Raw genomic sequence first — 17,477 nt, 5'->3', positions numbered from 1 at the left:
AAACTTACTAGTTATAGCCCTTCTCATAATAGTCCAAAAAGAGTAAGATATGGATTGATAGTAGTGGAAGGTAAGGATGCCAGTAGCAAATAGTTATGACTTAAGAAAAAAGGTAATGGAAGCATTGGATGAAGGAGAGAGTGGAGAAACTGTTGCCAAGAGATTTAAGATCGGAAAAACAACTTTATATGAGTGGAAGAAAAGACGTGAGAAAACGGGAGATTTTCAGTCAAAAAAGCCTGGAAGCGTGGCATAAAATTACCGACTGGAATGCATTTGCCGAATTTGCAAATGAGCAAGGTGACAAAACTCAGTCAGAGATGCTGGGGCAATATTAGTAGACAAACAATTCATCGAGCACTTAAAAATATAGGATTCACAAGAAAAAAAAGACCTACGGATATAAAGAAAGAAATGAAGAAAAGCGAGCTCAATTTTCAAAGGTTATAGCAACAAAAGAACCTAAAGAATTAGTGTATATAGATGAGTCTGGACACTGAACCTATGGTTATTGCCAGAAAGGACAGCGGTTTTATGCCCTAAAATCTGGGAAGAAAACTCAACGAATTAGCATGGTTGCAGCCTTAAGTGGAAGAAAAATAATTGCTCCGTTAACCTTTAAAGGCCACTGCAATATGGATATCTTTAATAAATGGTTTGAGCAGTTTCTGACACCGATTTTGGAACCTGGACAAACTGTTATCCTTGATAATGCTACTTTTCATAAGTCTAATAAGATTTGCTAAAGGAGTTGGTGCAGAAATTTTATATCTTCCTCCATATTCTCCAGATTTTAACAAAATTGAACATTATTGGTTTGCTATAAAAAACAGAACCAGGAAAAACATTCCTTTATTCAAATCTTTTCGTCATGCTGTCGATTCTTCTTTCTTATGACCTTTTTGGACTATTATGGGAAGGGCTATATTTACTTGTATCTGCTTAGTTAAGGGTGTTAACTTAAGTAGAGATGGAGACATTAGACTTCTTACATGAATTGAAGAGTTACAGCGTGTGAAACCATTATTGGATTTCAGACTGGCTGGTTATGCAAGAAATCTAATATCTATCGAAGAGTCAGAAACTTTTATAACTTACCTTTAATCAACCTAACCCATGCGTGCCAATCTCTCTCACCAAGATTGCTTTCGAAAGACAGAAGATCCTTTACGGCTTTTGAGCAAATTTCTTCACTTGGAATTGACAACTCCCTATTCATTGCTAGCGTCAGGCATTGAGTTTTACAAGCTTGTTCTAAGTGATACGTATAAAACATTGCTTCTTGTATAGTCTGACCACATGTTATAGATCCATGATTGCGCATTAACATCACAAAATTTTCTTTCAAATCAGCTATTAATCTTTTTCCTTCTGTATCATCAAGTGCCAGGGAATTATAATCATGGTAAGATACCTTATTATAAAAGTGCAGCGCCCACTGACTTATTGGGAGTAATCCATCCTTGAGAGAAGAAACTGCTACAATAGAAGGTGTATGTAGATGAAAAATTGCTTGAATATCTTTTCTTGCTTGATAAATGAAGCCATGGATTACATAGCCAGTTTTATTATATTGATATTCTTTGCCTTCAATTATATTCCCATCAAACGATACTTTCATCAATGAACTTTCATCTACTTCATAAAAACGTATACCAAACGGATAAACATAAAATGACTTTTTATCTTCAGAACGTACAGAGAGATGAGTATACGTATGATCATCTAATTTAAGATAAGATAAAATTTGATAGGCGTTAACTAGGTCTCTTTTCAACTCACTATTTGTTAATAACATAGCTCTTGACTAAAATTTTCTAAAGATTTATACGTAAAAAAAAGTTTATTACAAACTAAAAGGTGAACCTACGTTAAAATACTAAGCACTTTTACTTGCCTTAGGTGATTAGAGTTTACATTTCTAGATTACATAGTATTTTAACTATAAAAGCGACTTTTTATGTAATATTTCATATGTTTTAAAGCCTTGTTTTTATGTTATTATAATTGTAGGTTTTAATATTAAAAATAATATGATAAACGTTGACATAAAAAAACAGCTAACAAAATTTTTCATATATATCACTGGTCTTCCAGGAAGTGGTAAACTTTCTACAGCAATAGTATTATCTAGTATGATAAATGCAGTAATTGTAAGTGGACTTGAATATAATCAAACTTCCAAAGAAGCTCGAGATAGAATATATAACACTACACATGTTATGTTTCAGGCAATAGAAGCCTATCCTATTGACTCAAAAAATTATATATTTGTTGATGAATTAATTAAAAATAATGATTACAACATAAGAATATATAACTCAGTAGTAGAACTTAGTAAAAAAATGAGCACAAAAATCCTCCCTATAGTACTTAGGTGCAATCCATTGATATTACAAGAGCGTACTATATCAAAAAAGCAAAGAAAAAATAGGAAGGTTACTAATATAAATAGTATTAAATTTAGGGAGGAAGATTTATTTGTACCACAAAATGCTATAGAGGTAGAAAATTCAAATATGAGTATAAAAGAAGTAGCAGAAGAAATAGTAAGTCAAATGTACAAACTTGGCCAAATTAATAGTGTTTACGCAATAGGCAACGATTTCATATACTGAGGCTCATTTAAATATAGAGCCTCAACCCCATTTAATTTTTGTTTATTTTTTAGTCTATAACGGACTAATAGCGCTGCATGGCTAGCATCCAACTTTGGTAAACTGCAATCCATATATGTAATGCAGTGCGTTTCAGGCTGGAGTTCACTTACTACAGCAGGATTTGATAGCGGTAACAAATTGAAATCAAATAACTGCGTATAAAACTTTTGATCATCTTCGATTATAGCTTTAATATTTTTTTTGCTATTTGTACAAAGTAGCGATATTGCATATGCTTGAGCTTCCAGGGCACTAACCCCATATAACGGCTTATTTGTAGCAAGATTTATACCTTGTGCAGTTGATATACCAACTCTGATTCCAGTAAAACTTCCTGGTCCAACTATCACTGCTAAATGGTCTATTTTATCGTAGCTGTAATTATGCTTATCAAACAAAGTATTCAGTATTTGAAAAAATGATTCTGCATGACTATTGTTTGCAGAATTGCGTTCTACAAAACAATTACCATCGTAATCAATTACTGCTATTGAACTACCAGCACCTACAGTATTAATTGCTAGAATGGACATCACTTAAGCTTATCATAGAGCTTTGTAAACATCATAGTGAACGCACCGTTACCCATAACATTTGCTGAAGTTATTATTGGGTCAAACACTATATACAATGCTGTAATTAATGAAAGCATCTCTGGGGAGAATTTAAGATACTTCTCAAGAACAGGCAACATTACTATAATCCCTCCCGCTGGAACTGCAACAATAGCAAATTTAAATAACAGAAAGTAGAGAAGGAAAGTCACATAGTCTGTTGCAGACAATGCACCACCAAAAGTCATTATCATTGATAGTATTATAATAAAAAAGCAATCACCTACTAAATGAAAGCTAGCAGTTATTGGCACAACAGACGATGCTATATCATGCTGCTTTACATTTTTTTTGCTTCCTTCAAGAGTAAGCGGCATAGCTATATTACTAGACATTGTGCTCATTGCAGTAATAAATGCTGGTATCATATTACCTATACTAGCTATCCAGCTTGTGATCTTGAACGAATTTGCTGCTCCATATAAGAGAAAAACATAAAGGTAAGTTGAAGATGATATAATAATAAAAATTATTGAGTAATCCTTAAATATTATGGGTAAAACCTGATCATGTTCCATTTTTAAAGCAAGACCAAGTACAAACATTGGAATAATTGGCGTCAAAAATGTCTTCAAAATAAAGAGAGTTAAATCTAACATTTTGTTCGAGAGCTCTTTGCTTTTTTTTGGTAATATTGTGGACACTAATATGCTTAATACAAATCCACAAGCAAGGGCATAAAAATTAGAAAGCAATGCAGGTATCCTAAATGACCATAAAGGAACAATTGTTTCTTCATATGTTATATCTTGTATTGAATAAGTGTTTTGTGTGATGAAATGCCCAACAGAATAAGCTATTAAACTTGAAGCTAGATTCGACAAGAAAATCGTTATAATAAGTAATAATATAAACTTTATAGCCGACTGCTTAAGATTGTTAACACTACTAAAGATTAATGCAAAAACAATAAAAGGCATTATAAATAGTAAGATCTCTTTTATACTAAGGCTTATTGAATACAAGAAGGTTTTCACTTCCATTGGAACTAGATGACCAAAAAATACAACCGAAGTGATAACAGCAAGTAAGGTTAGTAATTGTAACATATTCTAATATAGCGATATCCTATGGAAATACATATGATAAATTAGCTGCTAAGTAAAGTAAAACTGCCTAAAATATTTGCATTACCTTCTAGTACTTGAATGAGATTTCAAATTACAACGTTTCCACAAAGTATATAATTAACATCCACACCTTTGGTCAAGTTCCATTCACGCTTTATTACATTATATTCCATACCAGTCATATCTTGTAGTGTTACATTGTTTTCCCTTAGATGATTTGCAATTTCTGATGGCTTGAGAAATTTATTCCAATTATGTGTGCCTTTTGGCAGCCAGTTTAATATGTACTCTGCGCCGACTATTGCAAGACAGAAGGATTTAATAGTTCTATTTATCGTCGATATAAAAATTAGCCCTTCTGGCTTCAACAGCTCTATTGCTTTTTTCATGAAAAACTCTAAATTATTGACATGTTCAACCACTTCCATCAACAAAACCACGTCATACTTCTTGTCATTGCTTAGCTCTTCAATGCTAGTGTGTGTGTATTCTATATTTAACCCTACTTTCTTCGCATGCGACTGTGCCACTTTTATGTTTTCCTCACATACATCTATTCCCGCAACGCTAATACCAATACGCGCCATTGACTCTGACAAAATGCCACCACCACAACCAACATCGAGCAATGATAGTTCTTTTAAATCGCATTTTTTTAATTCTTTTATTTTCTCAACGATGTATGATACTCTCACAGGATTCATCATGTGCAATGGCTTGAATTTGCCATTCTCATTCCACCATTCACCTGCTATTTTAGCGAATTTTGATATTTCATCTTCGTTATAAGTTTTTGTGGTTTTTTTCTTGCTAATATTGCTAAGTTTATCAAGGCGTTCTTTATGTCTACTTTCTTTTGAAAATTCTGTTTCGAGGAATTGTTTGACTATGTCTTTTGCTAATCCACTCGCAGTAAACCCTGCACCAAGACAAAGTATATTCGCGTTGCCATGCTCGCGAGCTAATTTTGCGATCTCAACACTATTACATAAAGCAGCGTAGATTCCTTCAAAACGATTTGCCACAGTACTCATGCCCAAACCTGTACCGCAAATTAATATTCCATAATTTGCTTTTTTGTTTGTTATATCTTCTACAACTTCAGCAGCATAGTCAGGGTAGTCTACACTCTTTTGTTCAGCAGTGCAGCCACGGTCTATCACTGTATAATCTAAAGTTTCCAAGTAAGCCTTTATTTCTGATTTTAGTTCATAACCTGCGTGGTCTGAAGCAACTGATATCACATCTGACATATAAGAAATTGCAACTTAAGGGTATTTATATGGGTAATTTATTTTGAGCTTTTTGTCAAGCTCTCCTGATCTTTCTGAATAAATTTCGAGTCAGATATGCATAAATTCTATATAATTTTTATCCTACCACTACTCATTCGGTAAAATGGATCATATAGATATTATAAAGTCAAAATTATTGTTGTCCGACATAGTAGGAAAAAAAGTTAGGTTAATAAAAAGAGGAGATAGTTTTGTTGGACTCTGCCCATTTCATAACGAAAAAACTCCATCTTTTTCGGTCAGCAATGTTAAGGGCTTATATTACTGTTTCGGTTGCTCAGCTCATGGTGATGCGTTTGAATTTATTTCACAAACTGAGGGCTTAAGTTTTAAGGAAGCGTTGGAAAAATTGGCATCTGTTGCAGGTGTTGAGTTACCCAAAAACCTCAGCTTTGCTAAAGAAAATGACAAACTGTTTTCAGCACTGAATTTAGCTGCAAGTTGGTTCGCGCAGAAAAATCGAGGTGTTATGGCTTATTTAAGGCAGCGCAAAATCTCACTCAAAATCATAGATAAATTTAAGATAGGTTATGCACCAAGTTCTGGCTTGAAGGAATATTTGAACTCCTCTGGTATTAAAGACGAGATTTTGATCGATGTTGGGTTAATAAATAAGAATTCTCGTGATTATTTCTATGATCGGCTGATATTTCCTATACACAACATCACGGGCAAAGTTATTGGTTTTGGCGGACGTGCGCTGAACTCTGAGCAACAGCCGAAGTATTTAAACAGCCCAGAGAGTCAGCTCTTTAAGAAAAGAGAAAATTTATATGGATTAAACTTTGCTTTGAGTGAAATACGCAAAAAACAGCATCTATTTGTTGTTGAAGGATATATGGATGTAATAGCACTACATCAAGCGGGAATTAGCAATACAGTTGCTCCGCTTGGTACCGCAATTTCTGCAGAGCAGATAAAAAATCTTTGGAAACTTGCTAAAGAAATTTCTATCTGTATGGATGGCGATAGTCCTGGATGTCATGCTGCTATTCGAATTGCAGAACTTGTTCTGCCGATACTGGAGCCTGGATACACATTGAAGTTCGTGACTTTGCCAAGCAACAAGGACCCATACGATATATGCAATGAACTAGAATATAAGACGGAAGATGTACTATCCGCTTTTAACCGCTCAACAGAACTGCACTCTGAATATTTATGGCATCACATAATTGGTAGCAATTTGCAAAATTATGAAAAATTTGCTCCGGAAAAATATTCAATTCTTGAGCACAAGTTCATGAAATATGTCAATGCTATCGGTAACAGCAGTATTAGAAGGTATTATAGAGATTATTTTTACAATAAGGTCAGTGAATTAAGAAGAAACTTTAAAAAGCTGATTTTTAATAGCAAAGCAACAAAAGGTGAGTATCTTTACAATAAATCTCCAGAGCTAATTGAAGCAGAGCAAAATCAGGCCATAATTTTGCGTATAGCCGTAGAATTTCCTGAAATCTTGAACCGTCCTATATTTTTTGAGCAATTTTCTCATTTCGAATTTACTAATGAGATGAAAAAATTACAACAGTGCGTAATTAATATGGTAACTAATGAGAGCAACTTTAATAAAGAAATTCTGCTACAGGAGTCTAGTGTTATAAAGTTTATATTTGAAAAAACTAGCGTACTAAATAGTCAATTAAGTGAGAAGAGATCGGCAGAAACTGTCTGGAATAACATAGTATTACGGAAAGAATTAAATGTATTACAAGAAGAAAAAATTAAAGCAAGGCTGGGCGGTAATTTTGACTTAGAGGAAAGGCTAATAGAACAAATAAAGCAAATAGAGGATAGTATACAAGAAATGCAAATGGAATTTATTCAAAAGTAGATGGCTTAAGATGTTCAAAATTATTAGAAAAACACTGTATTAGTAGTTGCTTAAAATAGCTTATTCTAGTATATTTCTGGTTTGTTCAACTACGATAAGTGTTTTCATTTCTTCCTCTTATTATCTTTCTAGCCTTATACCTTGGAAGTGGTATTTATTTTTCTTTTATCGGACTTGGTAATCCTCTTCATCACATTTCACCGTTAGTTTGCTTATTACCAGCATTATTTTTTGCTGTTCTATTAAATAAAAACAAAATTCAACATAGTATTGATACTCTTATAAAAGGTATGGGTAATAAAACTACTCTTACCGTATGTTTGATTTTTCTCCTTGCTGGGGCATTTTCTACTGTTACTGAATCGCTTGGTAGTATAAATGTTATTGCTAGCTTAACTATTTGCTTTCTTCCAGCACAATTATTACTTCCTGGAATGTTTTTAATTTCTGCGTTTATTGCAAGTGCAATAGGCACATCAATCGGAGTTATTGCACTTATAACACCAATAGCTGTGAATCTAGCACAAAATGGAGCTTTTGATTGTGCGGTGGGCGTTGGAGCTGTGATAGGTGGGTCTATGTTTGGCAGCAACCTTTCAATGATATCTGACACTACTATTGCTGCTACTTCTTCACAAGGAGCTTCAGTAAAGGATAAAATAAAACTCACTTTCAAGACAGGATCTGTTACAGGTCTTATAATACTTATTTATCTAGTAATAATTTCAAATAGTACAGAAGTTGTTTCTATCTCAAGTCTGAATTATTTATCCATAGTCAAAATTATCCCTTATATATCTTTAATAATTATGGGTTTATTTGAAATAAACACTCTGGTAACATTAGCTATTAATATGGTTATTGCTGGGATATTAGGAATAGCTTTTTTTGATTATTCTCTTATTGAATATTCTCGTGACATATATAGGGGTTTTTATAAGATGAATGAAGTAATGATATTTATTCTCTTCAGTAGTGGATTAAGCCACTTAATGTACGAATACAGTCAGAAAAAGATAGATAAATTCACCGATGAGGTGAATCTCACAAGAAGTCAAGCTGAACTTATGATTGCAGGAATATCATCTTTGTTTACTATTTTAGTTTCCAGCAATGTTGTTGCTATTTTATTAACTAGTAATATTGCGAAAAGGCTTGCGCAAAGATATAACATTGCACCACACCGTAGTGCGTACTTATTAGAGATATTTACTTCTATCACAAAAAGTATCTTACCTTATGGTTCTCACGTATTACTAGCAAGCAGCATTGCCTCTCTGTCACCTATCATCGTACTAACAAAAGTATATTATTGTTTTGTTTTTGCAGCAGTTGCGATAGGTGAAATAGTTATTAACGGCAGACGTCGTGCGGTTGTAGCTCCTCAATTACCATAAATAACTCTTTAAATTTTCACTCAATTTGTTGATAAATATTATAATATTTGCTAAAATACTTATATAGTACCAATTCTTTTAAAGACATAGTGTTACTAATGTTATAAAAAATGTATCAAAATAGTGGAGAAACAAATGCCTGATTATTATGAAATATTAGGAGTAAAAAGAGATGCTACTCATGGTGAGATAAAAAAAGCATATTACAAATTGGCACGTGAGTTTCATACAGATAAATTGCATAAGGAAGTAAAAGCTTTAGATAAGCTAGAACGAGAAAAGAAGAACAGAACGCTACTACAATCGGAAGAAAATGAACGAGCTCAACTTAAAGAGAAATTGACAAAATTCAAGGAAATATCAGCAGCATACACAGTGTTATCTGACCAAACAAAAAAAAGCCAGTACGATAGAGGAGAGGATCCTAATCAACAAACTTTTGAGACGGAACCTACATGGGAAGAGGAGAGTGACTTTTATAAAAAGATAAGTAAAATACTCAAAGACATGTCTGACTTGCACGAATCTACATCTGAAATCAATGTAATATTAAGGCAATCTAGAATTCTTGACGAAATAACTGATACGTATCATCAGAAAGTAAAAGAGATTAAAAAGCAAAAAAACGGAATAGATAAAACTGAAGAGATTAATGAATTAGAAAAAAGACTATCCTATTTCTTGACTTGTATTAAGTTGGCCAAAGAGATCAAGTCAGGCAACTTTAAATATTGTAGCTCTATAATGAGAGAAGCTATAATTGCTACTGATGACATTACATCTCTAGCACAAATTGCTGTTGCGTATGATCATGTAGAAATTTTTAAGCTCTTAGATGGAGAAGGAACCAAAGTATCACTAAATTCTTATTTGGGTATTACTGCTAAATGTTGCTCTGAAAAGATTTTAGATTTCCTTTTTAATAAATACATTAATGAAATGGATGTCAGGTATAAAGATGAAGAAGGAAAAACAGCTTTACATCATGCATTAAAATGGCTTGATAGGAATGAATCGAAATACCAAATTCTTGTCGAGTCACTTCTTAGCAACGGTGCAAGGCTCGATGTTAAAAGTGACAAAGGTGAAACTCCATTTGATCTCTTACTTAACTATGCTGAGAAATCTTTCTGTCCTCAAGCACAAATAAAAAGATTGAATAATGTTTCAGCGTTGCTTAGTTGTTGTAAAATTGATGAGCTGAAGAAACTACAAGGTACTTCTGCATTGAATAAGCTGGTCAAACTTGCTGCTAGTAAGCATCACAAAGAAATTTTTAATCTCTTGACCAAAAATAACATACATATTGCATATTTAGGTGATGAAGACGGTAACACAGCCTTACATTGTATATTAAAAAGTATTCATTATAAAGATTATGAATGGACAAATTTTGCCAAATTCCTTCTTAGTAAAGGTGCAAGGCTTGGTGTTAAAAATCGTGAAGGTGAAACTCCATTTGATCTCTTGGTTGACTATGTCAGAATGCATTTTTATGATAGGCATAGTTCTGAGAGAAATGCTGATGGAACTTATGACTTTATTTGTCGTGACTCACGTAGTCCACTGCAACGGCTAGATTTAGTTGTGAGGTTACTTAGCGAACATAAAGATAAACTGGAAGATCTAAATGGTACTAGTAAGTTAGGTACATTAGTAAATATTGTTGTTGATTGTAATCATAAAGGAGCTCTAGATCTTCTGCTAGAAAGTAACATACGGATTTCAAGTTATGCTTTAAATAAAATTGTTGAATGGGATTTTCATGAAAAGATTTTTGATTGCTTTTTACATAAAAATAAAATTGACTATCAAGATGAAAGTGGGGATACAGCTCTACATCATGCTTTAAGAAAGTTGCACTCCGATAAGTCAATGCTTTGCAAAGTTGAATCACTTGTGAGTGCAGGTGCGAGATTTTATGTTAAAAATGACCAAGGTGAAACTCCGTTTGATCTCTTGGTTGAATATGTTGAGAAGGGGTTTTATGGTCAAGCGTCAAGGTTAAGTTATGCTTGGAAGTTGCTTAACAAATGTGAAAATAAAGATGTACTAAGAGAGCTAAAATATAAAGATGGTACTACTGCATTAGATAAACTAAATGAGCTTCGTATTAAGTGTCGTAATACTTCTATCATAGTTGCTTCTACGTTAGCAGTAGTAGGAGTTGCTTTAGAAGTAGCTATTGCAGTTTACTCAGGAATGTTAGCGTTAGGGATAGGAATTGGAGTTTGTTGTCTTGTTGTTGCTGCAATCATATACCATTGTAATAGTCCTGCAAATTTATTGAAAGATAGCAATGCTGAAGTTGCAATTAATCAAATGGCATTAGTAAAATTATAACTTAAGATCAGAAGAAATGGCAGATCAAGTTTAATAATGTTAATTCAGTAATATATTTAGTAAAATCTAAAACTAAGAAAATTCTATACTTGCAACTCTGTGAGATGCTGGTGGTATCTATCTTACTTTCTTGATAGGAATATAGATGACAAGAGATAGGCAATGGAATTACAAAGAGTTTGCAAATATTAGTTATTATTTGTAGAATATAGAGAAATTAGTAGAGATTTTAATAGTATGCCATCCGTTACTTTTATTTTACCTGATGGAAGTAAGAAAAGTTATGAAGCTGCAGAGGGAGAAACTCTTCTTAATTTAGCCCATAGAAGTGATCCAGATCTGCTTGAAGGTGCATGTGAAGGTTCTCTTGCTTGCTCTACATGCCATGTGATTGTTGATCCAAAATTTTATGATGTTGTAGAAACACATAATCCTATATCTGATGAGGAAAATGACATGCTGGATCTAGCTTTCGGTTTAACAGAGACATCGAGGCTTGGATGTCAAATAAAAATCACAAAAGATATTGACGGTTTGTGCGTAACCGTGCCCAGAGGTACAAGAAATATATCATTAGATAAATAAGAGGATAATGCGTAAAATTTTTATCTATATTCTCATCTCCTTACCTTTGTTTATTCCTCTAGCGTATAGTGGTTTTTGGTATTTTTCTGCATTTAAGGTAAAAAGTCTTTTAACTGATTACATTAATGACGAAAAAGTTGATATTTCACATGATTTTAAGGGATTTCCTTTTAACCTAGTTTTTCGTGTAACGAATCCAAAATTTTCTAATGAGCAATTAACTGTTTCATCTGAAGCTTTAATGATAAAAAACAGATTATTTGATAAGTCAGTATATATCTATATACCAAGCAATAAAGTAAACATTGCTGTCCGTAGTGATGAGAAAAAGAATATAAAGTGTCACACACACGTGAGTAGCCACTTTGTTGTTAAACTAAATGATTTACTATCTTCATTAAAATTCAACAGAAATAGCACTGTAATAGACTATATAGATACATTTCGTTACGAAGATTATGGATTAAAATGTGATGTTTTAGAAAATCAGCAAAGTGTTATAACTGAAGTGAATGATAAAAGTAATTACATTCAATTTCACTTTGATAAAGAACTGAATGAAAATACTAAACTAGAATTTGATTTTTATACTTACCGTTATAAACATACTGCAAGTCCTGAAAATTACCTTGGTGTCGACGCTAAATTAGATTATGAATTTGTAAACCATATTTCAGCTTCTAAGATTAATTTCAACATAGAAAAATTTTTGATTGAGAGTAATAACTTTTCTATTGCCGCGAATGGTGGAGTAAGTAATTACAATTTAGTTACATCTTCATTTGAAGATAAAATCAATGTAGCCATATCAAATTATAAAGAATTAATTTCGTTTGTGACTAATGATTCAAAGACTGCAGATAAATTGGAAAAATCAATATCTTCCTTATCAGAAAAAATCACTGATAACGACATTCAATTTTCAATAAAGTACGACAATAATGTAGGTTCAGGCTTTATTGGAAAATTATCCACTACTGATTTTATCACTCAATTCACCAAGAATGAGAATAGTAATTAGCTTACTTTTTACATTGATATTCCATTTAAGCATAAATGCTTTTACTTTGGATGATAAACTAAGAGACGAAAGCATGGAAGAGCGAGCAAGTAGCTTATTTGCAGTAATAAAGTGTCCAGTATGCTCTGGTGAATTATTATCCGAATCTGAGTCTCAAGTTGCATATGGTATGCGTAAGACAATTCGCAAGAAGATCAGTGATGGATATACTAACGAGCAAATAGTTTCAGAGTTAAAAAATTCTTATGGAGATTCAATTATCATTGTACCACCTGTAAAATCTAGTACCTACATTTTATGGTTTATTCCTTTTATAATTCTTCTTATTGGATGTTTTCTAATACGAAAATCAGTTCAGAAAATAGATAAAGTAGTAAAAAGATAACTATAGAGTAAAAGTGAGTTTACAACAAATGCAAGTAGCTACTATACGAACATTTGAGTTTAGATCAAAGATTGTAAGGTTAAATCTTCCATCCAAATAACCACGCACTCTACCTGCTTATCTGGGTAGACTTCTTGCACTAAGGTTTTATAGATCAACATTTGCTTTTTTATTTCATTTGATGAGGAAATAGAAACGTTATGGTGTGATTTATAGTCAATTATGATTGCTTTGTCTTCTGTTATACACAGTCTGTCTAGCCGCACTAATACTGGTTTTCCGTCAATTGTTCCACTAAGTGGAATTTCTGATTTGCCCTCCAAGTCGAACAGGTAATCATATTTTTCATTAAAGGTTAATATTTTGCTGTAAATTTCATCCTTATCTTCACTAGTGTTTATGCTATCAAGATATTTCCTAACCCAATTTTTTCTCCTGTCTTTCTCTATCTTGGGCATATATTGCAATATACTGTGAATTATTAAGCCTCTTGCATAGCTGTCTGTCGTCCCAATGCTCCTTTTTGTCATTCCAGCATTCTCATCTGTCATCCCAGTGCTTGACACTGGCTTTTTTTCTCCAGGTTCCAGCGTTACGTGCTGCAATGACATTGATAGGTTTGATGGAGGTGAAATCACTGGAACATCAAAATAATCACGTTTTTTATAAATAGAAGGGTAGTTTGCATTCATGCATAGCACTTCAACTTTTTCTTTAAATATCGGCTGTAAGTATAGTTTTTTCCTCTCATATAATGCTCCATATTGAATAACTAGATCATACCAAGAGCCCTTTTGCACTGGCTCTTTGCCTAAAATGTATAACTCATCTTCAGCACGCGTAAGTGCCACGTACAGCAAACGCAAATATTCGTTATAATCCTCTAGTTTTTTCTCTCTTTTTACTTGATTACAATAAGCATTACTATTTTTGCCACACCAAAATGGTGCTTCCGTTGCATCAAACAAAATATTTTCGCTGTTTCTTGGTACTGTATTTGTGTCAACTAAAAACACTATTGGAGCTTGTAGACCTTTTGATTTATGAATTGTCATTATTCGTACAGCATTGAGTTCTGATTGCATATCGTTTTTAATCTCAGGATTATTTTCTTTGATCCACTGAACAAATGCTTGAAGAGATGGGTGCTCAAATTGCAATACGAGGTTCATAAATTCGTCTAGAATCTCGAAGCACTCAAGACCTAGCCTTGCAGCAAATTTCTTCTTGCCTGTGCGCAATATATGCGTGAATAGTGTAAGGGGGGATTCTGTCTGAGATAAATTAATTAGATAGTTTAATTCATTAGAGATAATCTCCTGATAATCTTGAAGTTTTTCCCACAACGACTGTTCTTTACGATCGTATGCAATATTGAATAAATCATCCTCAGTGAAGTTAAATAGCGGTGATTTTAAAACATTTGCAAGAGCAAGATCATTTGCCTGGAGGAGCAAAAATTCAGCTAAAGCTATTAAGTCCTGCACAGCTATGTAATCCATAATTCTAAAATAATCTCGGCCTATAACTGGTACATTTACTTTTTTTAGTTCACTTATTATGTAATCAACTAACACATTTCGCTGCCGTACCAAAATCATAATATCCCTTGGTTCTATATGACGATCTTTGGCGACTAAAATCCGCCCTTCGTTTAACCAATTGTGAATTCTTTGGGCTATTGCCTGAGCAAGTAATCGATCTGTTACTACATAATCTTTCCTCTGTATTAAATGAATTTGTAAGGCTTGCTGCTCTTCCTCTTTATACCTTGGCAGTAACGGCCAGATTTCAATGTACCCTTGATCGTTTTCTCTATATGGAATATGTTTTATCTTGTTATCATTGAAAGATATTTCTTCACGAAAATTGTTAAATATTCTGTCTACAAGCATCAAAACTTCTGGAGTTGAGCGAAATGACTTTTCAAGTTGACATGATACCCAATCTCTGCCACCGGTTTTCGTGTGAAAATATTGCTGCATGTAATTAAATAGATGGGGATTTGCTCCTTGAAATCTGTAAATTGATTGTTTTACATCTCCAACAACGAATAAAGTTCTCTTTTCGTCACCACCGGTAAAAAATTCATTGCAGAGATTTGTTATAATTTTCCATTGACTGATACTATTGTCTTGTGCCTCGTCAACAAGAATGTGGTCTATTTTTTGATCTAGATTAAACAATATCCAATCTTTATAGCCTGGATTGCTAAGGAGATTTGTTGCTAAATTGATGATATCATCATAATCAAGCAGTGCATTCTTTGATTTTTCACTATTATATAGATCAACATATACTTTAAATATACTAAGTAAACTACTGGTTCTTGCGAATATTTGATAAGAATTTATATCCTTTACATGGGTAAACAATGCATTTTGAATGCTTTCTATCATTTGCTCTACGTCTTCAAATTTTTCCAAAGCACCCTTTGTTATAATGGATGATATGCTCTTTTTTTCGTACGATTCTGATTTGAGAAATACTTTAGCTAAGTTCTCTATCTTGTTGTCATCCCAGTGCTTGACACTGGGATCCATATTTCTTTTTTTCTGGATCCCAGTGTCAAGCACTGGGATGACAACATTTGGTACGGACGATTTTGTGCTATTACACCAATCATAAAGTATCGCACTGTAACTCTGATCTCTTTTGCTGCCCTCACTTAATATTTTAGCTAATCTTTTTATCTGCTCAATCGTTTCACTCTGTAAATCGTGAATCTTATCTGGGGCACTTAGTTTATCTTTGATATACCCTAAATTATTTTCTAGACCTGATCTCTTTATACATAAGGTATAGAGTAAATCACTCAGCTTGTTTTCATCAATTTCAGCTGCAATGATATTTATATCGTCCTGCACAGTTTCATTATGAAGCGTTTTTTCAAATACGATGGAATGCAATTCTTTACATTCGCTCAACGTACAATTTGGAGCGATACCAGCTTCTGTAGGAAAGCTGGAGATTAATTTGTAACAAAAGGCGTGTATAGTTTGAATATTAAGACCAATATTTTCCAGTTCAGAAAAAAGCCTTCTTGCTCTTGTTAAATAATCTTTATTTTCTCTGGTCACACACTGGGCTAATTGTTCTAAATCTGTGACCAATATACCCTCTGGACATATTGCCCACTTACTAAGTGTACTGTAAATGCGATCCTCCATTTCATTTGCTGCAGCATTGGTAAATGTTAAGCAGAGAATATTTCTCTTATTCTCTAATAGAAGTCTTAATACTCTGTCTATTAAGATCTTTGTTTTACCTGTACCAGCTGATGCACTTACCCATACAGAGAAGTTAGGATTTATGGTATTTGATCTCATTAGGAGTGTATAAAGTTTGACTGAAGTGGCATTTCAAGTATAGTAAATAAGATAGTGTTAGTGAAGATATACAGATGGAAAGTTTTTGTGTAAAGGCTCCTGCAAAGATCAATCTTTTTTTACATATTATAAATAGAGAAGAAAGAGGGTATCATTTAATTGAAAGTTTGGTTGTCTTTGCTAAACTTTCTAATTTTTTAGAGATAAAAGTAGGAGAAAAAAACTTTAGATATGATAACTCTACAGTTCAATTTGTAAACTCTGAGTTTAAAATAAACTATCGATATAATACTATAACGAAAGCATTGAGTCTACTGCTTAGGCATGCTCCTGTAAGCACTAAAGTCACTGTGAAGGTTGTAAAAAATGTACCAATTGCTGCGGGATTTGGTAGTGGTTCCTCAGATGCTGGAGCTGTGATACGCATGCTGGGAGAGCTTTGGAACATTGATAGGCAAATTTTAAATGATATAGCTTTAAGCGTTGGTGCTGATGTGCCTGCAAGTGTAGATAGTAAGCCAGTTTTTGTTAGAGGTGTTGGTGAGGAATTATGTCCCATTAAACAATGCTCTTTACCCATAAGTCTGGTACTTGTGAAACCAAAAAAAAAGTTTTTGAATACATCAGAAGTATTTTCCAAGTATAAAGAGGATTTCTCTAATCCAATTAAGTGGAGTGATAAAACTGAGGAGAATTTGTTAGAGCTTCTTAAAGAGACAAAAAATGACCTGCAAGAAGCAGCAATAAGTCTTGTACCTGAAATTCAGAATGTAATATCAACACTAGAGTCACAAGAAGGCTCTATACTTTCTCGTATGTCAGGTAGTGGTGTAGGGTGTTTTGGAATGTTTGATAGTGAAGAAAGTGCAAAAGCTGCAGCGGCAAATATCAAAAAGGAATATCCAGAATGGTGGGTGTGCGACACGGAATTAATGGTTTGA

Annotated in this window: 13 protein-coding genes and 1 pseudogene; 9 read left to right on the top strand and 5 right to left on the bottom strand. The window is 33.3% G+C overall.

The features are described from left to right. Positions 1-76: 76 nt before the first annotated feature. Positions 77-897: pseudogene (locus tag ACICP1_RS03705) on the top strand (IS630 family transposase). Positions 898-1,087: 190 nt separating this feature from the next. Here ACICP1_RS03705 and ACICP1_RS03700 read toward each other — a convergent pair. Then, a complete protein-coding gene (locus ACICP1_RS03700; protein ID WP_139686912.1) occupies positions 1,088-1,798 on the bottom strand; it encodes a class II aldolase/adducin family protein in 711 nt (236 codons plus the stop codon). A 235-nt stretch (positions 1,799-2,033) separates the two neighbouring features. Between ACICP1_RS03700 and ACICP1_RS03695 the strand changes: the two genes are divergently transcribed. Continuing rightward, positions 2,034-2,618, top strand: a complete 585-nt coding sequence (locus ACICP1_RS03695; RefSeq protein WP_250120390.1) for an AAA family ATPase — start codon at positions 2,034-2,036, stop codon at positions 2,616-2,618. Here ACICP1_RS03695 and tsaB read toward each other — a convergent pair. The 3 genes from tsaB to ubiG form a co-directional block, all read right to left on the bottom strand. After that, the gene (gene tsaB, locus ACICP1_RS03690) at positions 2,588-3,193 is read right to left on the bottom strand and encodes a tRNA (adenosine(37)-N6)-threonylcarbamoyltransferase complex dimerization subunit type 1 TsaB (RefSeq protein ID WP_264730634.1); all 606 of its coding nucleotides are present in this window, start codon (positions 3,191-3,193) and stop codon (positions 2,588-2,590) included. The two genes, ACICP1_RS03695 and tsaB, sit on opposite strands and share 31 nt — an antisense overlap. Then, positions 3,193-4,323, bottom strand: a complete 1,131-nt coding sequence (locus tag ACICP1_RS03685) for a cation:dicarboxylate symporter family transporter (protein WP_395461102.1) — start codon at positions 4,321-4,323, stop codon at positions 3,193-3,195. Before ACICP1_RS03685 ends, tsaB begins: the two co-directional genes overlap by 1 nt. Before the next feature lie 107 nt (positions 4,324-4,430). Beyond that, positions 4,431-5,597 carry a bifunctional 2-polyprenyl-6-hydroxyphenol methylase/3-demethylubiquinol 3-O-methyltransferase UbiG gene (ubiG, locus tag ACICP1_RS03680; protein WP_395461101.1) on the bottom strand — a complete coding sequence of 389 codons (1,167 nt, stop codon included), beginning with the start codon at positions 5,595-5,597 and terminating at the stop codon, positions 4,431-4,433. A 145-nt stretch (positions 5,598-5,742) separates the two neighbouring features. Between ubiG and dnaG the strand changes: the two genes are divergently transcribed. From dnaG to ACICP1_RS03650, 6 genes are all read left to right on the top strand, one after another. Beyond that, positions 5,743-7,476, top strand: a complete 1,734-nt coding sequence (gene dnaG, locus ACICP1_RS03675; protein WP_010401576.1) for a DNA primase — start codon at positions 5,743-5,745, stop codon at positions 7,474-7,476. Positions 7,477-7,574: 98 nt separating this feature from the next. Further along, positions 7,575-8,873: a Na+/H+ antiporter NhaC family protein gene (locus ACICP1_RS03670; RefSeq protein WP_395461100.1), complete on the top strand. Its 1,299-nt coding sequence runs from the start codon at positions 7,575-7,577 to the stop codon at positions 8,871-8,873. Between the two features lie 135 nt (positions 8,874-9,008). Continuing rightward, positions 9,009-11,216, top strand: coding sequence for a DnaJ domain-containing protein (locus ACICP1_RS03665; protein ID WP_395461099.1), 2,208 nt, complete (start codon positions 9,009-9,011; stop codon positions 11,214-11,216). Between the two features lie 237 nt (positions 11,217-11,453). Continuing rightward, positions 11,454-11,801 (top strand): ferredoxin family 2Fe-2S iron-sulfur cluster binding protein, encoded by a 348-nt coding sequence (locus ACICP1_RS03660; protein WP_006013713.1) that lies wholly within the window; start codon positions 11,454-11,456, stop codon positions 11,799-11,801. A 7-nt stretch (positions 11,802-11,808) separates the two neighbouring features. Further along, the gene (locus ACICP1_RS03655) at positions 11,809-12,822 is read left to right on the top strand and encodes a hypothetical protein (RefSeq protein ID WP_395461098.1); all 1,014 of its coding nucleotides are present in this window, start codon (positions 11,809-11,811) and stop codon (positions 12,820-12,822) included. After that, complete coding sequence (locus tag ACICP1_RS03650; RefSeq protein WP_010401557.1) at positions 12,806-13,207, top strand: cytochrome c-type biogenesis protein CcmH; 402 nt, start codon at positions 12,806-12,808, stop codon at positions 13,205-13,207. The genes ACICP1_RS03655 and ACICP1_RS03650 overlap by 17 nt, the downstream gene beginning before the upstream one ends. Positions 13,208-13,266: 59 nt before the next feature. Here the strand turns inward: ACICP1_RS03650 and ACICP1_RS03645 are convergent, their stop codons facing one another. Continuing rightward, positions 13,267-16,536 carry a UvrD-helicase domain-containing protein gene (locus ACICP1_RS03645; RefSeq protein WP_395461097.1) on the bottom strand — a complete coding sequence of 1,090 codons (3,270 nt, stop codon included), beginning with the start codon at positions 16,534-16,536 and terminating at the stop codon, positions 13,267-13,269. Positions 16,537-16,610: 74 nt separating this feature from the next. Here ACICP1_RS03645 and ACICP1_RS03640 point away from each other — a divergent pair, with 74 nt between their 5' ends. Next, positions 16,611-17,477: a 4-(cytidine 5'-diphospho)-2-C-methyl-D-erythritol kinase gene (locus tag ACICP1_RS03640; RefSeq protein WP_395461096.1), complete on the top strand. Its 867-nt coding sequence runs from the start codon at positions 16,611-16,613 to the stop codon at positions 17,475-17,477.

This window comes from Wolbachia endosymbiont (group B) of Ablattaria laevigata, from assembly GCF_964277395.1.
In the GTDB taxonomy this organism is placed as follows: Bacteria; Pseudomonadota; Alphaproteobacteria; order Rickettsiales; family Anaplasmataceae; genus Wolbachia.
This window is presented reverse-complemented; position numbering and strand designations above follow the sequence as displayed.